General features: G+C 70.4%; 24 protein-coding genes and 2 tRNA genes. 13 read left to right on the forward strand and 13 right to left on the reverse strand.

Annotated features, from left to right (window positions below; translation table 11 throughout):
- The first annotated feature begins 3 nt into the window (after window positions 1-3).
- Window positions 4-684 (forward strand): AIM24 family protein, encoded by a 681-nt coding sequence (locus ABIE67_RS30620; protein ID WP_048582125.1) that lies wholly within the window; start codon window positions 4-6, stop codon window positions 682-684.
- A gap of 17 nt (window positions 685-701) precedes the next feature.
- Window positions 702-1,457, forward strand: coding sequence for an AIM24 family protein (locus ABIE67_RS30625; protein ID WP_370264615.1), 756 nt, complete (start codon window positions 702-704; stop codon window positions 1,455-1,457).
- A gap of 75 nt (window positions 1,458-1,532) precedes the next feature.
- Here the strand turns inward: ABIE67_RS30625 and ABIE67_RS30630 are convergent, their stop codons facing one another.
- Complete coding sequence (locus ABIE67_RS30630; RefSeq protein WP_370264616.1) at window positions 1,533-2,054, reverse strand: NUDIX hydrolase; 522 nt, start codon at window positions 2,052-2,054, stop codon at window positions 1,533-1,535.
- Window positions 2,051-3,496, reverse strand: a complete 1,446-nt coding sequence (locus ABIE67_RS30635) for a zinc-dependent metalloprotease (RefSeq protein ID WP_370264617.1) — start codon at window positions 3,494-3,496, stop codon at window positions 2,051-2,053. Before ABIE67_RS30635 ends, ABIE67_RS30630 begins: the two co-directional genes overlap by 4 nt.
- Window positions 3,497-3,688: 192 nt before the next feature.
- On the opposite strand from ABIE67_RS30635, the gene ABIE67_RS30640 reads away from it, so the two are divergent.
- From ABIE67_RS30640 to ABIE67_RS30655, 4 genes are all read left to right on the forward strand, one after another.
- Entirely contained in the window at window positions 3,689-4,807 is a 1,119-nt protein-coding gene (locus ABIE67_RS30640) for an SDR family oxidoreductase (RefSeq protein ID WP_370264618.1), read from the forward strand.
- A 209-nt stretch (window positions 4,808-5,016) separates the two neighbouring features.
- Window positions 5,017-5,478: a molybdenum cofactor biosynthesis protein MoaE gene (locus tag ABIE67_RS30645; protein WP_370264619.1), complete on the forward strand. Its 462-nt coding sequence runs from the start codon at window positions 5,017-5,019 to the stop codon at window positions 5,476-5,478.
- 121 nt (window positions 5,479-5,599) lie between these two features.
- Window positions 5,600-5,767 (forward strand): hypothetical protein, encoded by a 168-nt coding sequence (locus ABIE67_RS30650; protein ID WP_370264620.1) that lies wholly within the window; start codon window positions 5,600-5,602, stop codon window positions 5,765-5,767.
- 118 nt (window positions 5,768-5,885) lie between these two features.
- Complete coding sequence (locus ABIE67_RS30655; protein WP_370264621.1) at window positions 5,886-6,983, forward strand: PDZ domain-containing protein; 1,098 nt, start codon at window positions 5,886-5,888, stop codon at window positions 6,981-6,983.
- A gap of 125 nt (window positions 6,984-7,108) precedes the next feature.
- On the opposite strand, the gene ABIE67_RS30660 is transcribed toward ABIE67_RS30655, so the two are convergent.
- The gene (locus ABIE67_RS30660) at window positions 7,109-7,651 is read right to left on the reverse strand and encodes a PPA1309 family protein (RefSeq protein WP_370264622.1); all 543 of its coding nucleotides are present in this window, start codon (window positions 7,649-7,651) and stop codon (window positions 7,109-7,111) included.
- A gap of 164 nt (window positions 7,652-7,815) precedes the next feature.
- Between ABIE67_RS30660 and ABIE67_RS30665 the strand changes: the two genes are divergently transcribed.
- From ABIE67_RS30665 to ABIE67_RS30680, 4 genes are all read left to right on the forward strand, one after another.
- The gene (locus tag ABIE67_RS30665) at window positions 7,816-10,764 is read left to right on the forward strand and encodes a UPF0182 family protein (RefSeq protein WP_370269106.1); all 2,949 of its coding nucleotides are present in this window, start codon (window positions 7,816-7,818) and stop codon (window positions 10,762-10,764) included.
- 57 nt (window positions 10,765-10,821) lie between these two features.
- A tRNA-Met gene (locus tag ABIE67_RS30670) sits at window positions 10,822-10,895 on the forward strand.
- Window positions 10,896-11,123: 228 nt separating this feature from the next.
- Entirely contained in the window at window positions 11,124-13,043 is a 1,920-nt protein-coding gene (locus ABIE67_RS30675) for a tetratricopeptide repeat protein (protein WP_370264623.1), read from the forward strand.
- A gap of 448 nt (window positions 13,044-13,491) precedes the next feature.
- Window positions 13,492-13,565, forward strand: a tRNA-Met gene (locus ABIE67_RS30680).
- 59 nt (window positions 13,566-13,624) lie between these two features.
- Here ABIE67_RS30680 and ABIE67_RS30685 read toward each other — a convergent pair.
- From ABIE67_RS30685 to hisN, 6 genes are all read right to left on the reverse strand, one after another.
- Window positions 13,625-14,770, reverse strand: a complete 1,146-nt coding sequence (locus ABIE67_RS30685; protein ID WP_370264624.1) for an ABC transporter substrate-binding protein — start codon at window positions 14,768-14,770, stop codon at window positions 13,625-13,627.
- On the reverse strand, window positions 14,767-15,630 hold the full coding sequence (locus tag ABIE67_RS30690; RefSeq protein ID WP_370264625.1) for an ABC transporter permease: 864 nt from the start codon (window positions 15,628-15,630) through the stop codon (window positions 14,767-14,769). The genes ABIE67_RS30685 and ABIE67_RS30690 overlap by 4 nt, the downstream gene beginning before the upstream one ends.
- On the reverse strand, window positions 15,627-16,403 hold the full coding sequence (locus ABIE67_RS30695; RefSeq protein ID WP_370264626.1) for an ABC transporter ATP-binding protein: 777 nt from the start codon (window positions 16,401-16,403) through the stop codon (window positions 15,627-15,629). The genes ABIE67_RS30690 and ABIE67_RS30695 overlap by 4 nt, the downstream gene beginning before the upstream one ends.
- 231 nt (window positions 16,404-16,634) lie before the next feature.
- The gene (locus ABIE67_RS30700) at window positions 16,635-17,051 is read right to left on the reverse strand and encodes a Fur family transcriptional regulator (RefSeq protein WP_126394944.1); all 417 of its coding nucleotides are present in this window, start codon (window positions 17,049-17,051) and stop codon (window positions 16,635-16,637) included.
- Window positions 17,052-17,363: 312 nt separating this feature from the next.
- Window positions 17,364-17,756, reverse strand: a complete 393-nt coding sequence (locus tag ABIE67_RS30705; RefSeq protein WP_370264627.1) for a cyclic nucleotide-binding/CBS domain-containing protein — start codon at window positions 17,754-17,756, stop codon at window positions 17,364-17,366.
- Between the two features lie 112 nt (window positions 17,757-17,868).
- Window positions 17,869-18,669 carry a histidinol-phosphatase gene (hisN, locus tag ABIE67_RS30710; protein WP_370264628.1) on the reverse strand — a complete coding sequence of 267 codons (801 nt, stop codon included), beginning with the start codon at window positions 18,667-18,669 and terminating at the stop codon, window positions 17,869-17,871.
- Window positions 18,670-19,462: 793 nt separating this feature from the next.
- Here hisN and ABIE67_RS30715 point away from each other — a divergent pair.
- Window positions 19,463-20,098, forward strand: coding sequence for a TetR/AcrR family transcriptional regulator (locus ABIE67_RS30715; protein ID WP_370264629.1), 636 nt, complete (start codon window positions 19,463-19,465; stop codon window positions 20,096-20,098).
- Between the two features lie 24 nt (window positions 20,099-20,122).
- Here ABIE67_RS30715 and ABIE67_RS30720 read toward each other — a convergent pair whose 3' ends face one another.
- The 4 genes from ABIE67_RS30720 to ABIE67_RS30735 form a co-directional block, all read right to left on the reverse strand.
- Complete coding sequence (locus ABIE67_RS30720; RefSeq protein WP_370264630.1) at window positions 20,123-20,446, reverse strand: multidrug efflux SMR transporter; 324 nt, start codon at window positions 20,444-20,446, stop codon at window positions 20,123-20,125.
- Window positions 20,447-20,567: 121 nt separating this feature from the next.
- Complete coding sequence (rsgA, locus tag ABIE67_RS30725) at window positions 20,568-21,584, reverse strand: ribosome small subunit-dependent GTPase A (protein ID WP_370264631.1); 1,017 nt, start codon at window positions 21,582-21,584, stop codon at window positions 20,568-20,570.
- A gap of 10 nt (window positions 21,585-21,594) precedes the next feature.
- Complete coding sequence (gene aroA / locus ABIE67_RS30730) at window positions 21,595-22,911, reverse strand: 3-phosphoshikimate 1-carboxyvinyltransferase (protein WP_370264632.1); 1,317 nt, start codon at window positions 22,909-22,911, stop codon at window positions 21,595-21,597.
- 121 nt (window positions 22,912-23,032) lie between these two features.
- Window positions 23,033-23,755, reverse strand: coding sequence for a M50 family metallopeptidase (locus ABIE67_RS30735; RefSeq protein WP_370264633.1), 723 nt, complete (start codon window positions 23,753-23,755; stop codon window positions 23,033-23,035).
- Between the two features lie 50 nt (window positions 23,756-23,805).
- Here ABIE67_RS30735 and ABIE67_RS30740 point away from each other — a divergent pair, with 50 nt between their 5' ends.
- Both ABIE67_RS30740 and ABIE67_RS30745 read left to right on the forward strand, forming a co-directional pair.
- Window positions 23,806-24,621 (forward strand): SOS response-associated peptidase, encoded by an 816-nt coding sequence (locus ABIE67_RS30740; RefSeq protein ID WP_370264634.1) that lies wholly within the window; start codon window positions 23,806-23,808, stop codon window positions 24,619-24,621.
- Between the two features lies 1 nt (window position 24,622).
- Window positions 24,623-25,252 carry an alpha/beta family hydrolase gene (locus tag ABIE67_RS30745; RefSeq protein WP_370264635.1) on the forward strand — a complete coding sequence of 210 codons (630 nt, stop codon included), beginning with the start codon at window positions 24,623-24,625 and terminating at the stop codon, window positions 25,250-25,252.
- The last annotated feature ends 121 nt before the right edge of the window (window positions 25,253-25,373 follow it).

Consider the following 25,373-nt stretch of genomic DNA (forward strand, 5'->3'; position numbering starts at 1 on the left):
GTCATGAACCAGCCGCTCGCGGGCTACGCCCCCGCACCCGTCACCGCCCGCATGGAGAACCACGGCAACCACATGCTGAAGGTCGCCATGCAGACCGGGAACGACCTCTTCGCGCGCGTGGGGTCGATGGTCGCCTACGAGGGCTTCGTCCAGTACGAGCCCAACCCGCCGGCCGTGCGCCAGATCGCCAAGGACTGGATGACCGGCGAGGGCGCGCCCCTGATGAAGTGCACCGGCGACGGACTGCTCTACCTTGCCGACTACGGCGCCAACGTCGTCGTCATCAACCTCAACGGCGACGGGATCTCCGTCAACGCCACCAACCTGCTCGCTTTCGACGCCCATCTGACGTGGGGCGTCGAGCGCGTGAAGGGCCTGGCGAAGTTCGCCGGACAGGGCCTGTGGAACACCAAGATCTCCGGGCAGGGCTGGGTCGCGCTGACCTCCCGGGGCAAGCCGATCGTCGTCGACTGCGGCGGTGGCGAGGACGAGACGTACGTCGACCCGGACGCGCTCGTCGCCTGGTCGCCCAACCTCAAGGTCAAGGGCAAGCGCAGCTTCAAGGCGCAGTCGCTCATCGGCCGGGGCAGCGGCGAGGCCTACCAGATGGCCTTCTCCGGCCAGGGCATCGTCGTCGTCCAGCCCAGCGAGGACAGCACCGACCGTCTCCGGGTCCGGGGCTGAGGGGGAGCCAGAACGCCATGCAGAGTCCGCTTTTCGCCTACAACGACCAGCAGACCCAGGACCGCTGGAGCCTGCAGAACAAGCAGATGCTCCGCGTCACCCTGGAGGGCCACGACGACATCCTCGCCCGCAAGGGCACGATGGTCGCCTACCAGGGCCTGGTCGAGTTCGACGCCGAGTACCAGAGCAACCAGCAGGGACGCGCGCGTGCGCACACCGGCGAGGGCCTCGACCTCATGCGCTGCCACGGGCAGGGCACGGTCTACCTCGCCAACCTCAAGCAGCACGTCCACGTGGTGGAGGTGGAGCAGGACGGGCTGACCGTCGACAGCAGCTATGTGCTGGCGATGGACTCCTCGCTGCACCACGAGGTCATCGCCGTGGACAGCCTCTACGGCATCTCCGGCTCCGGGAAGTACCAGCTCAACATCACCGGCCGCGGCAAGGTCGCCCTCATGACCTCCGGCATGCCGCTGATGTTGCAGGTGACGCCCGACAAGTACGTCAACTGCGACGCCGACGCGATCGTCGCCTGGTCGACGAGCATGCGCGTCCAGATGCAGGCCCAGACGCACTCCTCCGGGGTGTGGCGGCGCCGCGGCAACACCGGCGAGGGCTGGGAGCTCAGCTTCATGGGCAGCGGTTACGCGATCGTCCAGCCCAGCGAGCTGCTGCCGCCGCAGAACGCCCAGATCGGGTCCGGCCTCGCTGCCCAGTACGGCATGGGGCAGCAGGGGGCCCGGGCGCAGAACCAGGGCAACGTCTGGAGCTGACCGTCTGGAAAACCGACGTAAGGGGCGACCGCCATAGCAGTCGCCCCTTACGCATGTCCGAAGCATGCCCGAAGGTCACAGCCTCGCCCGCGTCGCCTCCAGGAGGCGTACGACCGACTCGTCGGCCACCTCCGCCACCTCGGCGTAGGCGAACCAGCGCACGTCCAGCGACTCCTCGCTGATCGCGTGCTCGGCGTCCGGCGGGGCCAGGACCGCGTACTGCACGTCGAAGTGCCAGTGGCAGGGTGCCGGGATCGGGTGCCGGTCGAGCCGCACCGGGCCGCCCGGCAGCAGCGACAGGCCGGTGACACCGGACTCCTCCGTGGCCTCGCGCAGGGCCGCGGCGGGCAGGGAGGGATCCTGCGGCTCGCAGTGGCCGCCCATCTGCAGCCACATGCGCAGCTTCTTGTGAAGGGTCAGCAGCACGCGCCCGCGCGACGGGTCGATCACCAGGGCGCTCGCCGTGAGGTGCCCGGACTCGCAGGACTTCCACATACCGTCCGGATGAGCGGCGAGATGATCCAGGTAGGCCTGGCGCAGTTCGGTCTGGTCCTCGTACCCCTTGAGCACGAGGACCGCGTCGTCGTACAGGCTCACTCGGTGTCGTCGCCCTTGTCGTCGTCCTTGTCGTCCTTCTTCAGGTCCGGCTTCCCGGCGGAGCTGCCCGCCGCCTCGCCGAGCATCTTGTCCAGCTCGGAGAAGTCGATCTGCTCGCGGTGCACGAAGCCGTCCGGGTCGTCGAGGTCGGACGCCGTCGGCAGCATGTCCGGGTGGTGCCACAGGGCGTCCCGGCCGTCGACACCGCGCGCGTCCGTGAGCGAGGCCCACAGACGGGAGGCGTCACGCAGGCGGCGGGGGCGCAGCTCCAGGCCGATCAGCGTGGCGAAGGTCTGCTCCGCCGGGCCGCCCGAGGCGCGGCGGCGGCGCAGCGTCTCGCGCAGCGCGTCCGCCGACGACAGGCGGGGCTTGGCGGCCGTGTGGACCACCGCGTCGACCCAGCCCTCGACGAGCGCCAGGGCCGTCTCCAGACGGGCAAGAGCGGCCTTCTGCTCCGGCGTGTCCTCCGGCTGGAACATGCCCTGCTGGAGGGCGTCCTGCAACTGCTCCGGGTTCTGCGGGTCGAACTGGCCGACGACGTCCTCGAGCTTGGCCGTGTCGACCTTGATCCCGCGCGCGTAGCCGTCGACCGCGCCGAACAGGTGCGAGCGCAGCCACGGCACGTGTGCGAAGAGACGCTGGTGGGCGGCCTCGCGCAGGGCGAGATACAGCCGCACCTCCTCCTGCGGCACGCCCAGGTCCTTGCCGAACGTCTCGATGTTGATCGGCAGCAGCGCGGCCTTGCCGACCGGGCCCAGCGGCAGGCCGATGTCGGTGGAGCCGACGACCTCGCCCGCGAGCACGCCGACGGCCTGTCCGATCTGCGTGCCGAACATGGCGCCGCCCATCGAGCGCATCATGCCGATCAGCGGGCCGGCCATGGCCTGCATCTCCTCCGGCAGGACGTCGCCCATCGCGGTGCCGACGCGCTCGGCGACCGGGTCGACGAGCTCCTGCCACGCGGGCAGGGTCGCCTCGACCCACTCCGCGCGGGACCACGCCACGGCGGAGCCCGCGCCGGACGGCAGGGACGTCGCGTCGTCGAGCCACAGGTCGGCCAGGCGTACGGCCTCCTGGACGGCATTGCGCTCGGCGGGGCCGACGCTCGCGTCCTTCGTGCCGTCCGCGGTGCCCTGGGAGACCGTCTGGCGGGCGATCTGCTTGGCCATGTCCCAGTTCACCGGGCCGCCCTCGTAGGAGAGCATCTGCCCCAGCTGCTGGAACGCGGCACCCAGGTCGGTGGGGTTCAGCGAACCGAACATGGCAGCGAACGGATTGTCCGCGCCGGGGCCGCCAAAGCCCCCGGCCCCGGGCAGCCCGCCGAAACCGAACGGGTTGGCCGGACCCTGACCACCACCGCTCTGCTGGTCCTTCTTCTTGCCCTCGTCGCCGTCGTCCGGCTCCTCCGGCGGAAGGCCGAATCCGAATGGGGTGTCACTCACGGGATTCCTCGGCTGGTAAGGCCGCCGGTTGGCACCGGCGGCGCGGCTGCCCGATAACACCACCCAGCGTAGACACCGCGAGCCGATCGGGCCTCGGTGCTTCGCCGACTCGTGGCCTGCGGCAGGATGGATGCCACCTGGTACGTACGCGTCACTCGCGCTCGTACTGAAGACAACCGCTGGAGACGCCCGGTGAGTTCCCCTGATCCGCAGGTTCGCGCAGCGCGAAACCAGTCAACCCCTCCCGCGCGCGGCGTGCGCGGGCCCGTCGTCGCCGTGACCGGTGCCGCGTCCGGCATCGGCGCGCTGCTCACCGAGCGGCTCGTCGCGTCCGACGAGGTCAAGCAGGTCATCGCCATCGACGAGCGGCGCGGTGAGTGCGCGGCGGCGCAGTGGCACATCCTGGACGTGCGGGATCCCGCCATCGCGGACAAGCTGCGCGGCGCCGACGTGGTCGTCCACCTGGCGCTCGACCTGGATCTGGAGACGGATCCCGCTGCCCGGACGGCATACAACGTTCGGGGGACGCAGACCGTCCTGACGGCCGCGGCGGCGGCCGGGGTCCACCGGGCCGTGCTGTGCACCTCCGCGATGGTCTACGGGGCGCTGCCGGACAACGAGCTGCCGCTGTCGGAGGACGCCGAGCTGCGGGCGACGGCGGAGGCCACCGGGGTCGGGGACCTGCTGGAGGTCGAGCGCCTCGCACGCAGGGCGCCTCGGGCGCACCCGGGACTCAATGTCACCGTGGTCCGGCCGGCGGTGCTCGTGGGCGGCACCGACACCGCGCTGACCAGGTACTTCGAGTCACCTCGACTGCTTGTCGTCGCCGGGTCGCGGCCTGCCTGGCAGTTCTGCCATGTCGAGGACCTGTGCAGTGCCCTGGAGTACGCCGTCCTGGAGAAGGTCGACGGGGAACTCGCCGTCGGATGCGACGGGTGGCTGGAGCAGGAGGAGGTCGAGGAGCTCAGCGGGATCCGGCGCATGGAGCTGCCGTCGGCGGTCGCGCTGGGGGCGGCGGCCCGGCTGCACCGGATCGGACTGACACCCTCCCCGGCCGGGGACCTGGCCTACACGATGTATCCGTGGGTGGTGAGCGGAAGCCGGCTGCACGACGCGGGGTGGCGGCCGCAGTGGACCAACGAGGAAGTGCTCGCGGAACTGCTGGCAGAGGTCTCCGGCAGGCACACGGTCGTCGGCCGGCGGCTCGGGCGCAAGGACGCGACGGCGGCCGGCGCCGCGGGAGCGACGGTGGCTCTGCTGGGCGCGGCGGCCGTGGTGCGGCGGGCACGGAAGGCGCGGCGGCGGATCTGAGCGGGCGAGGGTTCGCGGCACGACAGGCCCTCAGGCCCTCAGGCCCGCAGGCCCGCAGGCCCTCAGGCACGGCCACGGCAGGTACGCCCACGGCAGTTTCGCCGACCCCGTACAGGACCTCCCGCATGTAGGAGGCTCCAAAGACGCACGCGCGTGTGCCGGCGATAGCGCTATTTCCCGTCCTCGCACGCGTGGGGCACGATGGGCCTATGGCACCTACCAACGATCACCCTGGTGAGCAGGGCGCTCAGGACCCCATAAAGCTCATCGGTATCCGCGAGACGGCCCTCTCCGTGGACGAGGTCTTCCGGGCCGTCGGGGACGACGCCTCCGGGGGGACGGCGTTGTTTGTGGGGACCGTGCGGAACCACGACGGGGGTCTCGACGTCGACGAGCTCGGGTACTCCTGCCATCCCAGCGCCGAGGCCGAGATGCGGCGGGTCGCCGAGAAGGTCGTCGCCGAGTACCCCGTGCGGGCGCTCGCGGCCGTGCACCGGGTCGGGGACCTCAAGGTCGGGGATCTCGCCGTCGTCGTGGCCGTCTCCTGTCCCCATCGTGGCGAGGCCTTCGAGGCGTGCCGGAAGCTGATCGACGACCTCAAGCACGAGGTGCCCATCTGGAAGCACCAGAAGTTCTCCGACGGGACGGAGGAGTGGGTGGGCGCCTGCTGAGGGGACCCGTCCACCCCACTCCGGTTGCGTAACCGCACCCCTGGCGTGAGCGTTGTCAGTGCCAGTGGTTAATCTGCTGATCAGTCAGTTTGCGGTCGCTCATTGGGGATGGGAGGACGGCATGGCGGCACTCGCCTGGTTGCTGATCCCGCTTGTGGTGGCGGTATGTGCCGGTCTCTGGGGCAGCTGGGCCAACCGCACCCGCAAGGCACGGGGCGACGGGCCGGAGCTCGACGGGTACGCCCGGTTCCGCGCGGCCATGGAGAAGAAGTCCTCCTTCCACACCTGATCACGACCTGATCGCGGGGCGGGCCCTGAGATACGTAGCCCGCCCAGGCCCGTCCTGACGGGACCCTGTCAGGCGGCCCTGACGGGGCACTGACAGGAGTGTCACGTACTGTCGTGGCATGCCACGCCGCACCGCGACGATGCTCGCCTCCACCCTGATGCTGATCGCGCTCCTGTGCGCGGGAGTTTTCATCCCCGTGCCGTACTCGGAGATGTCCCCGGGGCCGACGGTGAACACTCTCGGCGATCACGACGGCGAGCCGGTGCTGCAGATCTCCGGGCGCAAGACCTACCCGGCGTCCGGGCACCTCAACATGACCACGGTCCGGGTCACCAGCGCCGACTACAAGATGAACCTGGTGGAGGCCGTCTACGGATGGCTCGCGCACGACAACAAGGTCGTGCCGCACGACACCCTCTATCCGGACGGCAAGACCGAGGAGCAGTCCACCCAGGAGAACGCCGAGGAGTTCAGCCAGTCCCAGGAGAGCGCCAAGGTCGCCGCCCTGAAGGCGCTGGACATCCCGGTGCAGAGCTGGGTGATCGTCTCGACCGTCGTCAAGGGAACCCCGGCCGAGGGCAAACTGCACGCCGGTGACGTCATCAAGACCGTCGACGGCACCACGGTGAAGGAACCCGCCGATGTCGCCAAGCTGGTGACCAAGCACAAGCCCGGCCAGGACGTCGTCTTCACGATCGTGCCGGCCAAGGAGCAGGCGGCCGCGGAGAAGGAGCGCAGGGCGCCGACGCAGACCGAGAAGGTCACGATCAGGACCGCCCAGTCCGACGACAGCGGCGAGAAGCGCGCCATCGTCGGGATCTCCGCCGGGACCGACCACACCTTCCCGTTCACCATCGACATCAAGCTCGCCGACGTCGGCGGACCCAGCGCGGGCCTGATGTTCTCGCTCGGCCTCTACGACAAGCTCACCCCGGGCAACCTCACCGGCGGCAAGTTCGTCGCCGGCACCGGCACCATCGACGACGACGGCAAGGTCGGCCCCATCGGCGGCATCGAGATGAAGACCATCGCGGCGCGCGACAAGGGCGCCCAGTACTTCCTCACGCCCGCCGACAACTGCGCGACCGCCGCCAGGGACGTCCCGGACGGGCTCACCCTCGTCAAGGTCGGCACCATCGACGACGCCCTGGGCGCTCTGAAGGACATCCGCTCCGGCGACACCGCCGACCTGCCGAAGTGCACGACCAAGAGCTGAGCCAGCAGGTCCCCGGCACATGAGTGGGGGCGCCCTTCACCTCAAGGGCGCCCCCACTGCCATACGAGATCCGCTGTCGTACCGGAAGACCTCAGTTTGCGGAAGACGTCAGTTCGCGGAAGAGGTCAGTCCGCGAACGTCGCCGCCAGCGCCTCCGCCAGACCCGGGATCAGGTCCGGTCCGGTGAGGACCTCCGTCGGGGTGTCCTTCTCACGCAGGCGCAGGGCGGATTCACGGGCTCCGTCGCGCAGGACCGCGACCGTCATGCGGACCTCCTGACGGTCGGGGTGCTCCGCCACCCACTTCGCGAGCTTGGCGTCGCTCAGGCCCTTCGGGACCTGGGCCTCGGCGGACGGGGGCAGCATGAGCCGCTCGACGGTGAGCGCGCAGCCGACCACCGCGTCGGGCCAGGCGATCGTGGCGAGGAACTCATCGAGCGCCTTGCCCGTTTCAATTTCGTCCTGCTCGATCGGGGTCAGGCCGGAGGACTCCTGCTCGTCCCCCAGGCCGAGCTGGGCGGCGAGGCCGGGTTCCTGGGCCCGCAGCCGTGCGGTGTCTACGAGGGCGAAAAGGCGGGCGGGCTGGTCCCAGCCGAGGCCGGAGGCGTACTCGTCGATCTCGAGAACGGCCCGGGTGAGCGGGCTCGCCGCCATGGGAGTGTTGGACATGGTCACAATCCTGCCTCGTTCCCGGGCGGAATCGGGAACTGAGTAAACGGTGAGTAAGTTGCATAGGTGTGGGCCCGCGATCACGGGGGGCCACAGGGGGTCCACGAAGACGCGGGCCTGACGGATCAACAGCGAACCTCGGGGTGCGAACCTTGGCTTTCCAGATGCCGGACCGCGGCGGAGGCCCGACCGGGCCACGGATGAGAGTGGGCCGACCGTCCCGGCGTGTCCGGACACTGCTCATGACACTGGGCGTCCTCGCCGTCCTCGGCATGGCCTTCACCATGTTCGCGGGCTTCTGGACGGACTGGCTCTGGTACCGGTCGGTGAACTACTCGTCGGTGTTCACGACCACGCTGTGGACGAAGATCGGACTCTTCTTCGTCTTCGGTCTGTTGATGGCCCTCTCGGTCGGCTTCAACATCTGGCTGGCGCACCGGCTGCGCCCGCCGCTGAGCGCCATGTCGATGGAGCAGCAGAGCCTCGACCGCTACCGCATGGGCATCGCGCCGTACAAGAAGTGGCTGCTGCTCGCGATCACCGCCCTGGTCGGACTGATCGCCGGCGCCTCCGCCTCCAGCCAGTGGCGGACGTGGCTGATGTGGGTCAACGGCGTGCCCTTCGGTGAGAAGGACCCGCAGTTCCACCTCGACGTCGGCTTCTACGCCTTCGACCTGCCCTGGTACCGGTTCCTGCTCGGCTTCGGCTTCGCCGCCGCGATCCTCTCCGTGATCGCCGCCGCGCTCACCCACTACCTGTACGGCGGGCTGCGCATCACCAGCCCGGGCGCCCGCGCCACGGCCGCGGCGACCGGCCATCTGTCGGTCCTCATCGGCATCTTCGTCGCGCTGAAGGCGGTCGCGTACTGGCTCGACCGGTACGGCCTCGCGGTGAAGTCCAGTGACTTCAAGGCGACCGACAACTGGACGGGCCTGAGGTACGTCGACGCCAACGCCTATCTGCCGGCCAAGACGATCCTCTTCTGCATCGCCGTCATCTGCGCGCTGCTGTTCTTCGCCACCCTGTGGCGCCGCACCTGGCAGCTGCCCGTCATCGGCTTCGGCCTGATGGTGCTCTCGGCGATCCTGATCGGCGGCCTCTACCCGGCGATCGTCCAGAAGTTCCAGGTCCAGCCCAACGAGCAGGCCAAGGAAGCGCCGTACGTCGAGAAGAACCTCAAGGCGACGCGCGAGGCGTACGGTATCGACGGCGCGCAGGTCACCGAGTACCCGGGCACAAGCACGACCGAGGACAAGACCAAGCTGCGCGACGACGTGGACGACGCGGCGAGCATCCGGATCCTGGACCCGAACATCGTCTCGCCGACGTTCCAGCAGCTCCAGCAGATCAGGAACTACTACGCGTTCCCGACCAACCTGGACGTCGACCGGTACACCAAGGACGGCAAGGACCAGGACACGGTCATCGGTCTGCGTGAGATCAACCTCAACGGCATTCCGAAGCGCAACTGGATCAACGACCACTTCCGCTACACCCACGGCTACGGTGTGGTCGCCGCCGAAGGCACCAACGCCGACTCGCAGGGCCGGCCGGACTTCACCGAGTCCGACCTGCCGTCCAAGGGCGACCTCGGGACGTACGAGCAGCGGGTCTACTACGGCGAGAAGACCAGCATGTACTCGATCGTCGGCGGTCCCCAGAAGGAGATCGACTACTCCGACGACAGTGGTGAGAAGACCTACAGCTACAAGGCCGACAGCGGGGTCAGTCTCTCCAACCCGGTCAACCGGGCCGCGTACGCGGTGGCGTTCGGCGAGCCGCAGATCCTGTACTCCGGTGCGATCGGCGAGGGTTCGCGCATCCTGTACAACCGCACGCCCAAGGAGCGCGTCGAGGCGGTCGCGCCGTGGCTGACCATCGACGGTGACGCCTACCCGGCGGTGGTGAACCACCGCATCCAGTGGATCGTCGACGCGTACACGACGACGAACGGCTACCCGTACTCCTCGCGTACGACTCTCGGTGACACGACGGCGGACTCGCTGACCGCGACCAACGACCAGCGGGCGGTCGTGGCCCAGCAGAACCAGGTCAACTACATCCGCAACTCGGTGAAGGCGACCGTCGACGCCTACACCGGCGAGGTCAAGCTCTACCAGTGGGACACCCAGGACCCCGTCCTGAAGACCTGGATGAAGGCCTTCCCCGGCACGGTGGAGTCCAAGAGCGAGATCTCCAAGGACCTGATGGCCCATCTGCGCTACCCGCAGGACCTGTTCAAGGTCCAGCGCGAGCTGCTCACCCGCTACCACGTGAAGGACGCCACGACGTTCCTCAGCGGCAGCGAGGTCTGGCAGGTGCCGGACGACCCGACCAACAAGTCGGGCAGCGCGGTGCCGCCGTACTACCTGAGCATGAAGATGCCCGACCAGGCGGCGCAGGCGTTCTCGCTGACGACGACGTTCACGCCGAACGGCCGGGACAACCTCAGCGCCTTCATGGCGGTCGACGCCGAGGCGGGCACCAGTGACTACGGCAAGATCAGAGTTCTGAAACTGCCGACCAACACCACGGTCAACGGACCCAGTCAGGTCCAGAGCCAGTTCAACTCCGAACAGAACATCGCCGAGACCATCAGGCTGCTGAGAGGCGGCGACTCGGAAGTCGAGTACGGCAACCTGCTGGCGGTCCCGCTGGACGGCGGACTGCTCTATGTGGAGCCGGTCTACGTACGCGGTGGTGGACTCAAGTACCCGCTGCTGCGGAAGGTGTTGGTCTCCTACGGAGGCACCACCGCCTTCGAGGACACACTCGGCGAGGCCCTCAACAAGGTCTTCGGCGCGGAGGGTCCGACCACCGAGCCACCGGACGAGGGCGACGAGGACGGCGGCGGTACGACACCTCCGCCGACGTCCAGCAACCCCAATGTCCAAGACGCGCTCAATGACGCCCAGAAGGCCTTCGAGGCCGGCCAGGAAGCCCTGAAGAAGGGTGACTGGGAGGCGTACGGCCGGGCGCAGAAGGACCTCGAGGACGCGCTGCAGCGGGCCGAGGACGCCCAGGCTCAGGCGGACAAGACCGGCGGCGACAGTGGCGGCGGTGCGAGCCCGAGTTCGAGTCCGAGTCCGTCCGGCAGTCCCACCAGCGGTTAGGGACGACGGTTGATCGAATAGCCCACCCCGCGCCGTGGTACGGTTGCTGAGCAACGGCGCGGGGTGGAGCAGCTCGGTAGCTCGCTGGGCTCATAACCCAGAGGTCGCAGGTTCAAATCCTGTCCCCGCTACTGACGTCGGCGAACATTTCGTACGACAGCGAAGGCCCGGATCCTCCAGAGGATCCGGGCCTTTGTGGTGTGCGAACGCATGTGCAGGGCAACAGGACGGTCGTGCCGCCGTGGGGAGTTGAGCGAACTGTGTTTGACTTGTCTCTCTGTGGGCATGTCGACAAAACGCTGAAGTGACCTCACTGGCTGCGGTATACCAGGTGTACCCAGGTTGCAGGTGGTGCGACGATGGACGTTATGGGGGACAAGGCAACTCTGTTGGAGACAGGGCGGTTTGTGCAGCCTGCCGACTTTGTGCAGCCGACGGGCGATTTGGTGCGTCCGACGGACGGCGCCTCGCAGCTGGGCGTGGACCTCTCGCAGCCGGACGGTGACTTCGCCCTCGGCCGGCCGACGGACCCGGACGAGACGGGGGAGGCAGCCGAGGAGGCGCGGCAACTGCTTGCCGCCGAGGCCGGTGACGTCGAGGCGATGAGCGTCCTCGGCGCCATGCTGCTGCGCCGCGGTGATCTCGACGGAGCCGAGCCCCATCTGCGTGCCGCCACCGCCGCGGGCGACCGGGCCGCGGCCAACAACCTGGGAGTCCTCCTTCACCAGCGCGGATATGCCGACGAGGCCGCCGGATGGTGGCGGATCGCCGCCGTCGCGGGATCGGCCGCGGCCGCGCACGCGCTGGGCCGCCACCACCGCGAGCGCGGCGACGAGCCCGCCGCCGAGTACTGGCTGCGGCAGTCCGCCGAGCAGGGGCACGCGCTGGGCGCGTACGCGCTTGCCGACCTGCTGGAGCACCGCAGCGACGACGGGGCCGAGCGGTGGATGCGGGCCGCGGCCGAGCGTGGGCACCGGGAAGCGGCGTACCGGCTGGCGCGTGCGCTGGACCGGCAGGCGGTGCGCGCGGGCGAGGACGGAGCCGACAACGGTGTCGCGCCCGACGAGGCGCTGCTGGACGAGGCCGGGCAGTGGTACCGGCAGGCCGCCGCGCGCGGGCACCGGAGGGCCGCGCTGCACCTCGGGGCGATCCTCGAGAAGCGCGGGGAGCTCAAGGAGGCGGGGCGCTGGTACCTCACGTCCGCCAAGGACGGGGAGGCGCGGGCCGCCTGCGCGCTCGGGTTCCTGCTGCGGGACGCCGGGGACACCGAGAGCGCCGCCGTGTGGTGGCTGCGGGCCGCACAGGACGGCGACGGCAACGCCGCGAACGCGCTGGGCGCGCTGCACGCCGAGCGCGGTCAGACGCAGACCGCCGAGCGGTGGTACCGGGCGGCGATGGACGCCGGCGATGTGAACGGGGCGTACAACCTCGGGCTGCTCTGCGCCGAGCAGGGCCGCACCGCACAGGCCGAGCAGTGGTACCGGCGGGCGGCGTACGCCGGGCACCGCGAGGCGGCGAACGCGCTGGCGATCCTGCTGCTGCAGGGCGGGGACACCGCGGGCGCCGAGCCGTGGTTCTCCAAGGCCGCCGAGGCCGGGAGCGTGGACGCCGCGTTCAACCTGGGGATCCTGCACGCCGGGCGGGGCGAGGAGCGGGCCGCGCTGCGGTGGTACGAGCGTGCCGCGGCGGCCGGACACACCGAGGCGGCGCTGCAGGTCGGGATCGCGCGGCTGCGGGACGGGGACGAGCACGCCGCTGAGCGGCATCTGCGGCGCGCGGCCGGGGGCGGCAGCGGGGAGGCCGCGTATCGGCTCGCGACCGTGCTGGACGCCCGTCGGCCGCCGGAGCCCGCGCATGAGCTCGGGGAGACGGTGCACGAGAAGACCGAGTGCGAGGAGTGGTACGAGCGGGCGGCGTCCCAGGGGCACCGGCGCGCGCAGGTGCGGGTGGGCATGCTGGCCGCGGCCCGGGGGGACGTGGTGGAGGCGGCTCGGTGGTACCGGGAGGCCGCCGAGGCCGGTTCGCGCAACGGTGCCTTCAACCTGGGGCTGCTGCTCGCCCGGGAGGGGAGTGAGCCGGAGGCCGCGGTGTGGTGGACGCGGGCGGCTGACGCCGGTCATGGGCGGTCGGCGTTGCGGCTCGCCCTGGTCTACGCGCGTCGCGGTGAACTGGCGGAGGGGCAGCGGTGGGCCGACCGGGCGGTGGCGCTGGGGCCGGCGGAGGTTGCTCGGCGGGCGGCGCGGTTGCGGGACGCTCTGCGCGAGGAGCTGTCGGCGTGACGCTGCGCTGGGCTTGGGTGGCGTTGTCGCGGTGGGGTGTGCTGGGTGGTGTCCGGTGCTGTGGTTGCCGTGGGATTGTCTCGCCCCCGCCGCCCCTACCCGTCCCATCCTGAAGGGGCTCTGCCCCTCTCACCCCGCCAGGGGGCTGCCGCCCCCTGGACCCCGCTGTCGGCCTGCGGCCTCGTCCTCGAACGCCGGACGGGCTGGAAGTGCCTGGACCGGCAGCGATGAGGTGAGCGGCTCCGTCCGTGAGGCCGAGCCCCTCCGGGTGGGTGGGGGTTCGGGATGATGGTGGGCTCGTCCTCGAACGCCGGACGGGCTGAAAGATCCGGACCGGCAGCGAGAGGTGAACGTCTCCTGGTGGTGGGCTCGTGCTCGAACGCCGGACGGGCTGGGAGGAAGCGATTTGCCTCTGTCCGCATGGCTGACGTAGTGTTGCGTTCATCGACGCGGGGTGGAGCAGCTCGGTAGCTCGCTGGGCTCATAACCCAGAGGTCGCAGGTTCAAATCCTGTCCCCGCTACTGAAGGCCTAGGGCCGGAATCCATAAGGGTTCCGGCCCTAGGTGTGTTTGCCGGGGCGTCAGGATGCGTGGCCCACCGCCTCCTCGTACAGCGTGCGGTTCACTGTCCGTGACTCCGGGAGCGGGGTTCCCTCCGTCACGTCCTGGGCGTCGTAGGCCGATTGGAGCCGGGTCGTCGTGCCGGAGCGGATTTCCCAGTCCATGCGGAGGGGCGGGGTGGACTTGAGGATGGATGCCTCCGACTTCAGGAGCTTTGCAAGATATGTGACGAAGGTCGCATCCTGCTTGTAGTCCGACGTGAAGTATGAGTTCACCGTGCGGATGTAGGCCCTGAGGAGTGCCACGCCCGCGTCGACGTCGTCCTGGAGCAGGGTGCGGCCGTACAGCATGCCGCCCAGCGGTTCGCCCGGTGGCTGACCGCCCAGGAAGGCGTAGCCCTGTTTGCCGTCGACCTTGCGCCAGACCGGGTCGAGGAGCCATGCGGAGTCGACGCCGCCGTTCTGCAGGGCCGTGAGGACGTCGGCGGAGCCGAGTTGCTGGTACCGGATGTCGGCCAGGCCGCCGCCGTGCTGTTCCAGTGCCTTTTCCATGGGGTAGGCGATGACCGAGCCCTTGCCGATCATCGTGCCCAGCTTGCGGCCGGCCATGGCCACGCGGCTCGCGCTCTCGCCCTCCTTCAGACGCACCCACAGGCCGCTCTTCGACTGAGGGTCGGGCGAGAAGTTCCCCGCGACCCACTTGATGTCGAAGCCGCCCTTGACGCCGTTCATGACCGCGGCCTCCGGGGCCGCCCACAGGGCGTCGATGTCCCCCTTGGCCAGCAGGGGCAGCGCGTCCGGGGTCGGGAGGACCTTCAGCTCGACGTCCAGGCCCTCCTTCTTGAACTCGCCCTTGTCGAGCGCGACCTGCAGGGGTGCCACGTATTCGGCGCTCAGTGTTCCCGTCGCGATCGTCAGCCGGCGGGTCTCGGGCAGCGGCTGCGGGGGAGGGGCTCCGGGCAGGCAGCGGGCCGGTGTGCGGTTCGGGGAGAGGTCCTTCGGGTCCGTCCAGGCCTTCGCGCCGCAGCCCTCCACCGGGCGGACGGCGCGTTGCCCGGCGGCCCCCTTCGACGAGGAGTCCGACTCGTACGGCGATGAGCACGCGGCCGACGCCAGCAGTGCTCCGGCGGCGACGACCACGCCGTAGGCGCGCGTCCTCCTGCTCATGACTGGCCCCTTCCTCGGTCCCTCGGCGCCCAGGGGGTGAGCAGGCGCCCGGTGAAGCGGATCAGTTCGGAGAAGAGCACCCCCAGGATCGCGACGCAGACGATGCCGACGAACATCACGTCGTTCTGGAAGAGCGCGCGTGAGTCGAAGATCAGATGGCCCAGGCCGTCGGTCGCGGCGATCTGCTCCGACGCGACGATGACCAGGACCGCCACGCCCGCCGCGATCCGCGCGCCCACCAGGACCGCCGGCAGGGACGCCGGGAGCAGGACGTGGCGGAACATCTGCCACCGCGAGGCGCCGAAGACCTGGCCGGCGTCACGGTGGCCGGCGGGGACGGACATGACCGCGGACATGGTGGAGATCCAGACGAAGAAGAACACCGTCGCCGCCACCAGCGCCACCTGTGGGCCCTCTCCCAGGCCGAACATGTTCAGGAAGATCGGCAACAGGGCCAGTTTCGGTACGACGTACAGCGCGTCCAGGAGCGGTTCCAGGGCCGCTCGCACCAGGGACAGGGAGCCCATCAGCAGGCCGAGGGCATAGCCCGCCGCCGTGCCCACCGCGTATCCCGCCAGGACACGCTTCAGCGTCGCCCACACGTCCGGCCACAGGTCGCCGGCCGCGGCCCGGTCCCAGCCGTCGGCGAGGATCGTGGAGGGGGCCGGGTAGACGCGGTCGTCGATCCAGGCCTGGGCCGCGGCCAGTTGCCACAGAAGGACGAGGAAGAGGGGCACGGCGACCGCCAGCGACAGCTCCAGGACGCGCCTGCGGCGGTGCGTGCGGGCGGGGTGGAGTTCCCGTGGGCCGGGGCGGCGGACCAGGACCGCGTCCGCGGGCGGTTTGGTGAGCGTCGTCATGCCGGTACCGCCTCCTTCCGCAGCAGGTCCCACAGCTCGCTCTTCAGCTCCGTGAACTCGGGTGTGGCGCGGATGTCACCGGTGCGCGGGCGCGGGAAGGGCGGACGGTGCTCGGCGATGATCCGGCCCGGGCGGGCGGACATGACCAGCACGCGGTCGCCCAGGACGATGGCCTCCTCCAGGCTGTGGGTGATGAAGAGCGTGGTCGTCCTCAGCGTCTGGGTGATCTCCAGGAGTTCGTCCTGGAGGATCGTGCGGAGCTGGGCGTCGAGCGCCGCGAACGGCTCGTCCATCAGCAGCAGTTCGGGCTGTACGGCCAGCGCCCGGGCGATCGCCACACGCTGGCGCATACCGCCGGAGAGGGTGGCCGGGTAGGCGTCCGCGAAGTCCGACAGGCCCATGCGGGCCAGCCAGTCGTCGGCGCGGGCGTTCGCCTCGCGGCGGGGGACGCGTTGGATGTCCAGTCCGAAGCGGACGTTGGCGCGAACGGTCTTCCAGTCGTAGATGCCGTAGTCCTGGAAGATCATGGCCGCCGGCCGCGCGCTCGACGTACGGATCTCCAGCGTGCCGGTGCTCGGGCGGAGCAGTCCCGCGGCGATACGCAGCAGCGTGGACTTGCCGCAGCCCGAGGGGCCGACGACACAAACGAACTCGCCGGGCGCGACGGTCAGATCGAGGGGGCCGAGGGCATCGACCGCGCGGGGGGTTCGGCCGAAGGCGCGGGTCAGGTCACGGGCCTTGAGTTTGGGGTACGGCGGATTCGGTTCTCCCACTTCGGTCTCCTCGCGGAGTGCGGAACGGACGTGTGGGTGCCGTTGACCATATGACGGGCCGTCAGATTCGGGAACCCTGTCCGCACATGGGGCCTCCGCACATGGGGCCCCGTCAGCGCATGGGACCCCGTCCGTACATTCGACTCCGTCCGCACGCGGGAACCCCGTCCGCACGCGGGCAGCACAAAGCCCCGGCACTCACCGGTGCCGGGGCTCGGGGTGTTGCGGGCCTCAGGCCTTGGCGCAGTTCGGGCAGACGCCGCGGTACGTCACCTCGACGTCCGAGACCGTGAAGCCGAAGCGCTCGGAGTCGGGGAGGTCGGCCATCGGGTTGCCCGTCGGGTGGACGTCCCGGATCGCGCCGCACTGGGCGCACACCAGGTGGTGGTGGGGCCGATGGGCGTTCGGGTCGTACCGCTTGGCGCGCTTGTCGGTGGAGACCTCGAGGACCTCGCCGAGCGTGACCAGCTCGCCCAGCGTGTTGTAGACGGTCGCGCGGGAGATCTCCGGCAGCTTGGCGACGGCGCGGGCGTGCACCTCGTCGGCCGTCAGATGGACGTGATCACCGGCGAGGACCTCGGCCACGACGCGTCGCTGCGCGGTCATCCGCCATCCGCGTCCGCGCAGCCGTTCCAGAAGGTCACTCATGGAGAACACCTTAACAGCAGGGGGACCAGGTTCCGAATGAATGTGACTTTGGAGATCACCTCGACTTGGACAAAGTCCAGTATGGGACGAGATCGATTTTGGCGAAGACCGGGGCTGATCGCGAACCAGGCGGGTGCCCTCGCCCGAGGTATCGCCCGGGTCTCGCGCGGGACGCGGGCGGGACGCGGGCAGGACGCGGGCAGGACGCGGGCAGGACGCGGGCAGGACACGGACGGGACACGGACGGGACACGGACGGGCCGGGTCGCCTTCGGCGCCCGGCCCGTTTCGTATGCCGTTCGCTTGCGCCTTCCTAGGCGGGCACGTGCTGCCGTACGGGGGCCCAGCAGCGGATGATGTCGCGGACCGAGACGATGCCCACGGGCTCGCCGTGATCCAGGACGATCAGATGCCGGAAGCCGCCGTGCGCCATGGCGCGGGCAGCCTCCTCCAGGGTCCATGACGGGGCGGCGAACACGACGTTGTTGGTGGTGTGGTCGTGGGCGCGTTCGGTGTCCGGGTTCTGTCCGAGGCCGACGGAGTTGAGGATGTCGCGTTCGGTGAGGATGCCGATGCCACCGGCGTCGGGGTCGTGGACCACGGCCGCGCCGATCCGACGGGCGGACATCAGCGCGGCGGCCTGGCGAAGGGTGTGGGTGGGGCCGATGGTGAGGACCACGGTGCTCATGGCGTCACGTACGAGCATGGATGGAGCCACCTCCTGAAGTGCCCCCGCACCGTTTGTTCAGGATTTCACAAATTCACAAGTGGGGGGACTCTCAGAGTGACAGGTAAAGAGGGGGTCAACAAGGGGGCGCTCAGTGGCGCTCGTTGAGGTATCCGAGGAACTCGTCGTGCAGGAGGCCGTTCGAGGCGGCGGCGTTGCCGCTGTGCGGGCCGGGGCGGCCGTCGAGGCCGGTGAAGGTGCCGCCGGCCTCCGTCACGACGATCGCGGTGGCGGCCATGTCCCACAGGGACAGCTCGGGCTCCGCACAGATGTCCACCGACCCCTCGGCGACCATCATGTACGGCCAGAAGTCGCCGTACGCGCGCGTGCGCCACACCTCGCGGGTGAGGTCGAGGAAGCCGTTGAGGCGGCCCTGCTCCTCCCAGCCGCTGAGTGAGGAGTACGCGAACGAGGCGTCCGTCAGCTTCGAGACGTGCGAGACCTGCAGACGGCTCGCGGAGGAGAGGCTGCGGCCGGTGAAGGCGCCGTGCCCCTTGGCGGCCCACCAGCGGCGTCCGAGGGCGGGGGCGGAGACGAGGCCGACGACCGGCTGGTAGCCGCCCTCTCCCGCCTCCATCAGGGCGATGAGGGTGGCCCAGACCGGGACGCCGCGTACGTAGTTCTTGGTGCCGTCGATCGGGTCGATCACCCAGCGGCGGGGGCCGGTGCCCTCGATGCCGTACTCCTCGCCGAGGATCGCGTCTCTCGGGCGGGCCCGCTGCAGCTGTCCGCGGATCAGCTCCTCGGCGGCCTTGTCGGCCTCGCTCACCGGGGTCATGTCCGGCTTGGTCTCGACCTTGAGGTCGAGGGCCTTGAAGCGGTCCATGGTGGTGGCGTCGGCGTTGTCCGCGAGGACGTGGGCGAGGCGGAGGTCGTCGAGGTAGTCCGGCATGGAACGAACGGTATCTGGCGTGGTCGGGGTGGGGCTACAGGGCCCAGCGGATCAAGTTGCGCCGCCTTCTCTCGCCCCCGCCGCCCCTACCCGTCCCATCCCCAGGGGCTCCGCCCCTTCGACCCCGCCAGGGGGCTCCGCCCCCTGGCCCCCCATCGGCCTGCGGCCTCGTCCTCAAACGCCGGACGGGCTGAAGATGCCTGGGTCGGCGTCGAGAAGTGGCTGCCGCCGCGCGTGAGGCGGAGCCTGGCGGGTGGGTGGGGGCTAGGGATGGCTGTGCTCGTTCTCGGACGCCGGGCTGAAGATGCCTGGGTCGGCGTCGAGAAGTGGCTGCCGCCGCGCGTGAGGCGGAGCCTGGCGGGTGGGTGGGGGCTAGGGATGGCTGTGCTCGTTCTCGGACGCCGGGCGGGCTGAAAGGGGCCGGGACCGGCACCGAAAAGTGGCCGCCGCCGCCTACGAGGCGGAGCCCTGCGGGTGGGTGGGGATTGGGGCAGCGCCCCACGGGCCCGCAGTCGCCCACGGCGGCAAGGGGACGCGTCGGGAGGTGTCCGCCGGCAGAGTTCCAGTGTCAAGGGACGGCACCTCCTGGCAGGACGCCAGCCACCGGACCGAGGACGGACACCCCCCGGCGCGGCCCCGACCCCCACCCACCCGCAGGCGCTACGCGAGCCCCCACCGGAGGCAACGGGCCGCCGCAGGCATCAACGCGCGCCTCCACGCGCCTTCGCGAACCCTTGACAGTGCCCCCGTGCGCGTCAAATCTGGGCGCAGAGCCGCTCGTCCCACGGAGGCGATGATGCCTGCAGCGCGGGAATCCCTGCTGGACGCCGCTTACACGGCGCTGGCGCGTCGGTCGTGGTCTGCCGTGCGGATGGTGGACGTGGCCGCGGCGGCCGGAGTGTCCCGGCAGACGCTGTACAACGAGTTCGGGAGCAAGGAAGGGCTTGCCCGCGCACTCGTCAGAAGGGAAGCCGACGGCTACCTCGCCGGCGTCGAACGCGCCCTCGCCACCCACAGCGACGCCCGGGACCGCCTCACCGCCACCGCGGAGTGGACCGCCGCACTCGCCCGCGACAACGCCCTCGTCCGTGCCATGCTCACCGGCTGCTGGAGCGAGCGCCTGCCCTCACCGACGCTGTCCGCCGTGCCGTCCACCTCGGCCGTGCCGGCACAGCGACGGGCCGACGGGCCGCTCCCGTCTCCGGGTGACTTCGTGGCGATGGTGCGGGACAGGGCCGTAGTGGTCATTTCTGGACCCGGACCCGGACCTGGGCCCGGAAACGGGACCAGCAAGGCCGACCTCGCCGATCTCGCCCGCTCCTGCGAACTCGTCGTCAGGCTGGCCCTGTCCTGCGTCGCCGCGCCACCCGGCGAAGGCGGCGTCGCCGAGCTCGTACGCAGCGCGCTGCAGCGGCAGTTGGCGGGCTGACATCGCCTCAGCGGGGAGCCGGGCTCAGTGGGCCGAGCCCGACAGCTGCAGGCCGACGACCCCCACGATCACCAGGCTGATCGACACGATCTTCAACGTGGACACGACGTCCCCGAGGAAGATCATCCCGTAGATCGCGGTACCCGCCGCCCCGATCCCCGTCCACACCGCGTACGCCGGCCCCACGTCCAGCTTCTTCAGCGACAGCGTCAGCAGCCCGAAACTGCCGAGGGCGAAGACGCAGAAGGCGACCGTGGGCCAGAGCCGACTGAAGCCGTGCGACAGTTTCAGGCAGACGGCGAAGCCGGTTTCGAGCAGCCCCGCCACGATGACCAGCAGCCACGCCATGTGCTGTCCTCCCGTATGCCCACGTTCTGTGACCGCTTCGTCAGGCTTGGATCCGGCTCGGTGCGATTATGCCTTTACCGGTCTCACAGGGGGACAAACAACGCGGAGGTCAATCCCCTGCTCAGTCGCCGTCCGTGCGCTCCCGCGTCGCCAGCAGCCGCCGCAGCGAGTACAGCCGCGCGGGATCGGCGTGGCCGTCGGTCACCCAGCCGTCCAGCGCGCAGTCCGGTTCGTCATGACTGCACGCACGGGGGCAGCCTTCGGTTCCCGGTTCCAGGTCGGGGAACGCGTGGATCACCCGGGACGGGTCGATATGAGCCAGGCCGAAGGAACGGACGCCGGGGGTGTCGATCACCCAGCCACCCGCCCCCGCCTCCGCCAAGGGCAGCGCCAGCGCCGATGTCGTGGTGTGGCGCCCCCGACCCGTCACCGCGTTCACATGGCCGGTCGAACGCCTGCGTTCCTCCGGCACCAGCGCGTTCACCAGCGTGGTCTTGCCGACTCCCGAGTGACCGACGAACGCCGTGACCCGGCCGTCCAGTTGCTCCCGGACCCGGTCCGCCGCCTCTCCGGCCTCCAGTTCCTCCCGGCTGGTGACGACATGGGGGATGTCCAACGCCCCGTACAGCTCAAGGAGTTTCTCCGGCGGAGCCAGGTCCGACTTCGTCATCACCAGCAGCGGTTCCAGGCCGCCGTCGAACGCCGCCACCAGACAGCGGTCGATCAGTCGGGGCCGCGGCTCGGGGTCGGCGAGGGCGGTGACGATGGCGAGTTGGTCTGCGTTCGCCACGACCACGCGCTCGTACGGATCGTCGTCGTCCGCGGTACGGCGCAGCAGTGACGTCCGCTCCTCGATCCGCACGATTCGCGCGAGCGTGTCCTTCTTGCCGGTCAGATCGCCGACCAGTGCCACCCGGTCACCGACGACCGCGGCCTTGCGGCCCAGTTCGCGGGCCTTCATGGCCATCACGATCCGGTCGTCGACGAGGACGGTCAGACGGCCCCGGTCGACGGTGAGGACCATGCCCTCGGCGGCGTCCTCGTGCTTGGGGCGGATGTTCGTACGGGGCCGGGTGTTCCGACGGCCGGGACGGGTGCGGATGTCGTCCTCGTCGGTGTGCTTGCTGTAGCGGCGCATAGCGGTGTCCCTACGCCCCGAGCATCCCGGTCCACAGTTCGGGGAAGTCCGGGAGGGTCTTCGCCGTCGTCGCCACGTTCTCGATCCGTACGCCCTCGACCGCGAGGCCGATGATCGCGCCGGCCGTCGCCATGCGGTGGTCCTCGTAGGTGTGGAAGACGCCGCCGTGCAGTCGGCGCGGGCGGATGTGCAGGCCGTCGGCGGTTTCGGTGACGTCGCCGCCGAGTTCGTTGATCTCCTTGGTCAGCGCGGCCAGGCGGTCCGTCTCGTGCAGACGCAGGTGGGCCACGCCGCGGAGCGTGGAGGGGGAGTCGGCCAGGGCGGCGACCGCCGCGACACCCGGGGTGAGTTCGCCGACCTCGCTCAGGTCCACGTCGATGCCGTGGATCGCGCCCGAGCCGGTGAACACGAGCCCGTACTCGGTGAGTTCGCAGGAACCGCCCATCTCGGTGAAGATCTCGCGCAGCCGGTCACCGGGCTGGGTGGTGCGGCTCGGCCAGTCCGGGATGAGGATCTTGCCGCCGGTCACCAGCGCCGCCGCCAGGAACGGCTGGGCGTTGGAGAGATCCGGCTCGATGGTGAGGTCGCGGCCGAGCAGGGCGCCCGGCGTGACTCGCCAGACGTTCGGCTCGCCGCCCGACTCCGGGGTGTCCACCTGGGCGCCGACCGCGCGCAGCATGTCGACGGTCATGCGGATGTGCGGCATGGAGGGGAGCGAGGAGCCGGTGTGCCGGACCTCCACGCCCTGGTTGAAGCGCGGGCCGGACAGCAGCAGCGCCGACACGAACTGGGACGACGACGAGGCGTCGATCTCCACGGGGCCGCCGTCCAGGGCGCCCCCGCCGTGCACCGTCAGCGGCAGCGCGCCGCGGCCGTCGTCGTCGAGCCGGGCGCCGAGGACGCGCAGGGCGTCGATCACGCCGTGCAGGGGGCGCTCGTACGACCTGGGGTCGCCGTCGAAACGGATGGGCCCGTCGGCCAGCGCGGCGACCGGCGGCAGGAAGCGCATCACCGTGCCGGCGTTGCCGACGTCGACCGTGGCCGGGCCCCGCAGGCCCGTGGGGAGTACCCGCCACGCCTCGCCGGTGCCCTCGGGGCCGACACCCTCCTCGATGCCGACGCCCATCGCCCGCAGCGCGCCGGCCATCAGCAGGGTGTCGCGGGAGCGGAGGGGGCGGCGCAGCCAACCCGGTTCCGAGGCGAGGGCTGCCAGGACGAGGGCGCGGTTGGTGACCGACTTGGACCCGGGCACGTGGACCGTCGCGTCGACGGCTCCGCTCGCGTGCGGGGCGGGCCAGAGGGCGGGCTGTGCGTCGTTCGGGGCCATGGCCCCACTTTATAAGCAGGCGGTGGTTCGGGTGCGGCGCCGTTGGGGCCGGTCGCGCCCACGCGGTGGAGCCGCAGATCGACACAGCCCCGCGCCGGTGATGCTGCCTCTTCCTGGCGCATCACACCTCCAGGAGCCATCTGCCCCCACCTATCAGCGAACACAGCGACACCGCGTGGAACAAGAACAGCCACAGCCCCGCCGGCACATGCGTCAGCCGCGACAACTGATCCGCGTCCGAGTCCCCCGCCCCTCCCCGTGCCCTCTTCGCCTGTAGCTCGAATGCCGGGCGCACCCCGCCCACCAGCAGGAACCAGACCGCCACATACGCGAACGCCGCCTGCACCTGCGGGCCCGTCAGCCAGCTCACCAGCACGAACGTGCCGCCCGTGACGAACACCGTCAGGGCGCCGTACGCGTTCCGGATCATCACCAGCATGGCCACCAGCAGGGCGGTCGCCAGCCACAGGAGCAGGGTGATCCGGCCGGTGGCCAGCAGAGCCGCGCCGCCCAGGCCCAGCAGCGGCGGCGCCGTGTAACCCGCGGCCGCCGTGAGGATCATGCCGATGCCGTGCGGCTTGCCGCGGCTGACGGTGAGGCCGCTGGTGTCGGAGTGCAGGCGTATGCCGGTCAGGGTGCGGCCGGTCAGCAGGGCGACCAGGCCGTGGCCGCCCTCGTGGGCGATGGTGATGGCGTTGCGCGAGAGGCGCCACAGGACGTGGGGGACGACGACGGAGAGCGCGACGACCAGGGTGGCGATCACGACCCACAGATCGGGGTCGGGCTGAGTACCGGAGACCTCGTCCCAGAGGGAGGCGAGCGAGGCGGATGCGGTGCTGTCCATGTAAGGCGATGGCTCCCTGTGGTCGGATGGAATCTGGCAGTGTGGCACGTATGTGCGGACGGTATGCAGCGAGTCGTAGCCCCGAGGATCTCGCAGGAATCTTTGAGATCGAGAAGTGGGAGCCCGAGGAGACCCTTGAGGCGGACTACAACGTGGCTCCGACGAAGGAGGTCCACGTCGTCCTCGACCGTCCCTTGAAAGACGTGGAGGACCCGCGGCCGGTTCGGCAGTTGCGGAAGCTGAAGTGGGGGCTGGTGCCCAGCTGGTCCAAGACCCCCGAGTCCGCCTTCAAAATGATCAACGCGCGCGCGGAGACGGTCCACGAGAAGCCGTCGTACCGGCGGGCCTTCTCCTCCCGGCGCTGCATCATCCCCGCCGACGGCTACTACGAGTGGGTCACCGGCAAGCAGGAGCGGGACCTGGAGGTCGAGGGCAGGAAGAAGCGGCCGCGCAAGCAGCCGTACTTCGTGCTGCCCGCCGACGGGTCGGTGTTCGCGATGGCCGGGCTGTACGAGTTCTGGCGGGACAAGACGCTGCCCGACGACCACCCGCAGGCCTGGTGGGTGACCTGCTCCGTCATCACGACCGAGGCGGAGACCACCCCGCTGGCCGTCTCGCCGGCCGAGGGCCCGCACCTGCTCGCCGAGATCCACCCCCGCATGCCGCTGATGCTGACCCCGGACCGCTGGGACACCTGGCTCGACCCGTCCCGCACCGACCCCGAGGAGCTGCGCACCCTGCTCGACCCGCCGCCGGCCGGCCTGATGCGCGCCTACCCCGTCTCCACGATGGTCAGCAACGTCCGCAACAACGGCCCGGAGCTGCTGAAGGAGCTGGACGGCCCCGAAGAGGGCACACTCTTCTGACGTGACGACCGAGATCATCGCAACGGACGCGGGGGACGCCCGCATCACCTGGCACCCGGCGAAGAAGGCACGGCTGGTGCTGGCCGCGAGCCACGGCGCCGGAGGCGGCATCGGGGCCCGCGACCTCGTGGCCCTCGCCGACGTCCTCCCGGCGCACGGGGTGAGCGTCGCCCTCGTGGAGCAGCCCTGGCGGGTGGCCGGCAAGAAGGTGGCGCCCGCGCCGAAGACCCTCGACGTCGGCTGGCGCGGCATCTGGCCCGCGCTCACTGCGCCCGGCCTGCCCGTGATCTCCGGCGGCCGCAGCGCCGGGGCCCGGGTCGCCTGCCGTACGGCCGTCGACCTCGGCGCGCACGCCGTGCTGGCGCTGAGCTTCCCGCTCCACCCGCCGGGCAAGCCCGAGAAGTCCCGCGCCGAGGAGCTGTTGGGGTCCGGGGTGCCGACCCTCGTCGTACAGGGCGGGAACGATCCCTTCGGGAAGCCGGAGGAGTTCCCGGCCGGTGACTTCGAGCTGATCGAGGTGCCGTACGGCGATCACGGGTTCGCGGTGCCCAAGCGGGCGCCCCTCGATCAGGACGAGGCCGTGGCGATTGTCACGGACGGCGTCTTGAAGTGGGTCGGGTCACTCGGGTAAAGGCGCGGGAATGTCGGGGGTCCGGCCTCTGTTGTGGCGGACAGCGGGTGCTGAAGCACCAGCGCCGACGTCGTAGGAGAGGAAGTCCGCCGCATGGGTTCGACCTTCTGCCCGAGCCGCA

The organism is Streptomyces sp. V4I8, assembly GCF_041261225.1.
Taxonomy (GTDB): Bacteria; Actinomycetota; Actinomycetes; order Streptomycetales; family Streptomycetaceae; genus Streptomyces.

What these genes read in the sequence shown, in the direction of transcription:
- ABIE67_RS30620 (WP_048582125.1), top strand. Translation starts at nt 4, where the DNA reads ATGAACCAGCCGCTCGCGGGCTACGCCCCCGCACCCGTCACCGCCCGC.
- ABIE67_RS30625 (WP_370264615.1), top strand. Translation starts at nt 702, where the DNA reads ATGCAGAGTCCGCTTTTCGCCTACAACGACCAGCAGACCCAGGACCGC.
- ABIE67_RS30645 (WP_370264619.1), top strand. Translation starts at nt 5,017, where the DNA reads ATGGCACCTACCAACGATCACCCTGGTGAGCAGGGCGCTCAGGACCCC.
- ABIE67_RS30650 (WP_370264620.1), top strand. Translation starts at nt 5,600, where the DNA reads ATGGCGGCACTCGCCTGGTTGCTGATCCCGCTTGTGGTGGCGGTATGT.
- ABIE67_RS30655 (WP_370264621.1), top strand. Translation starts at nt 5,886, where the DNA reads ATGCCACGCCGCACCGCGACGATGCTCGCCTCCACCCTGATGCTGATC.
- ABIE67_RS30660 (WP_370264622.1), bottom strand. Translation starts at nt 7,651, where the DNA reads ATGTCCAACACTCCCATGGCGGCGAGCCCGCTCACCCGGGCCGTTCTC.
- ABIE67_RS30665 (WP_370269106.1), top strand. Translation starts at nt 7,816, where the DNA reads ATGCCGGACCGCGGCGGAGGCCCGACCGGGCCACGGATGAGAGTGGGC.
- ABIE67_RS30675 (WP_370264623.1), top strand. Translation starts at nt 11,124, where the DNA reads ATGGACGTTATGGGGGACAAGGCAACTCTGTTGGAGACAGGGCGGTTT.
- ABIE67_RS30685 (WP_370264624.1), bottom strand. Translation starts at nt 14,770, where the DNA reads ATGAGCAGGAGGACGCGCGCCTACGGCGTGGTCGTCGCCGCCGGAGCA.
- ABIE67_RS30690 (WP_370264625.1), bottom strand. Translation starts at nt 15,630, where the DNA reads ATGACGACGCTCACCAAACCGCCCGCGGACGCGGTCCTGGTCCGCCGC.
- ABIE67_RS30700 (WP_126394944.1), bottom strand. Translation starts at nt 17,051, where the DNA reads ATGAGTGACCTTCTGGAACGGCTGCGCGGACGCGGATGGCGGATGACC.
- ABIE67_RS30705 (WP_370264627.1), bottom strand. Translation starts at nt 17,756, where the DNA reads ATGCTCGTACGTGACGCCATGAGCACCGTGGTCCTCACCATCGGCCCC.
- hisN (WP_370264628.1), bottom strand. Translation starts at nt 18,669, where the DNA reads ATGCCGGACTACCTCGACGACCTCCGCCTCGCCCACGTCCTCGCGGAC.
- ABIE67_RS30715 (WP_370264629.1), top strand. Translation starts at nt 19,463, where the DNA reads ATGATGCCTGCAGCGCGGGAATCCCTGCTGGACGCCGCTTACACGGCG.
- ABIE67_RS30720 (WP_370264630.1), bottom strand. Translation starts at nt 20,446, where the DNA reads ATGGCGTGGCTGCTGGTCATCGTGGCGGGGCTGCTCGAAACCGGCTTC.
- rsgA (WP_370264631.1), bottom strand. Translation starts at nt 21,584, where the DNA reads ATGCGCCGCTACAGCAAGCACACCGACGAGGACGACATCCGCACCCGT.
- aroA (WP_370264632.1), bottom strand. Translation starts at nt 22,911, where the DNA reads ATGGCCCCGAACGACGCACAGCCCGCCCTCTGGCCCGCCCCGCACGCG.
- ABIE67_RS30735 (WP_370264633.1), bottom strand. Translation starts at nt 23,755, where the DNA reads ATGGACAGCACCGCATCCGCCTCGCTCGCCTCCCTCTGGGACGAGGTC.
- ABIE67_RS30740 (WP_370264634.1), top strand. Translation starts at nt 23,806, where the DNA reads ATGTGCGGACGGTATGCAGCGAGTCGTAGCCCCGAGGATCTCGCAGGA.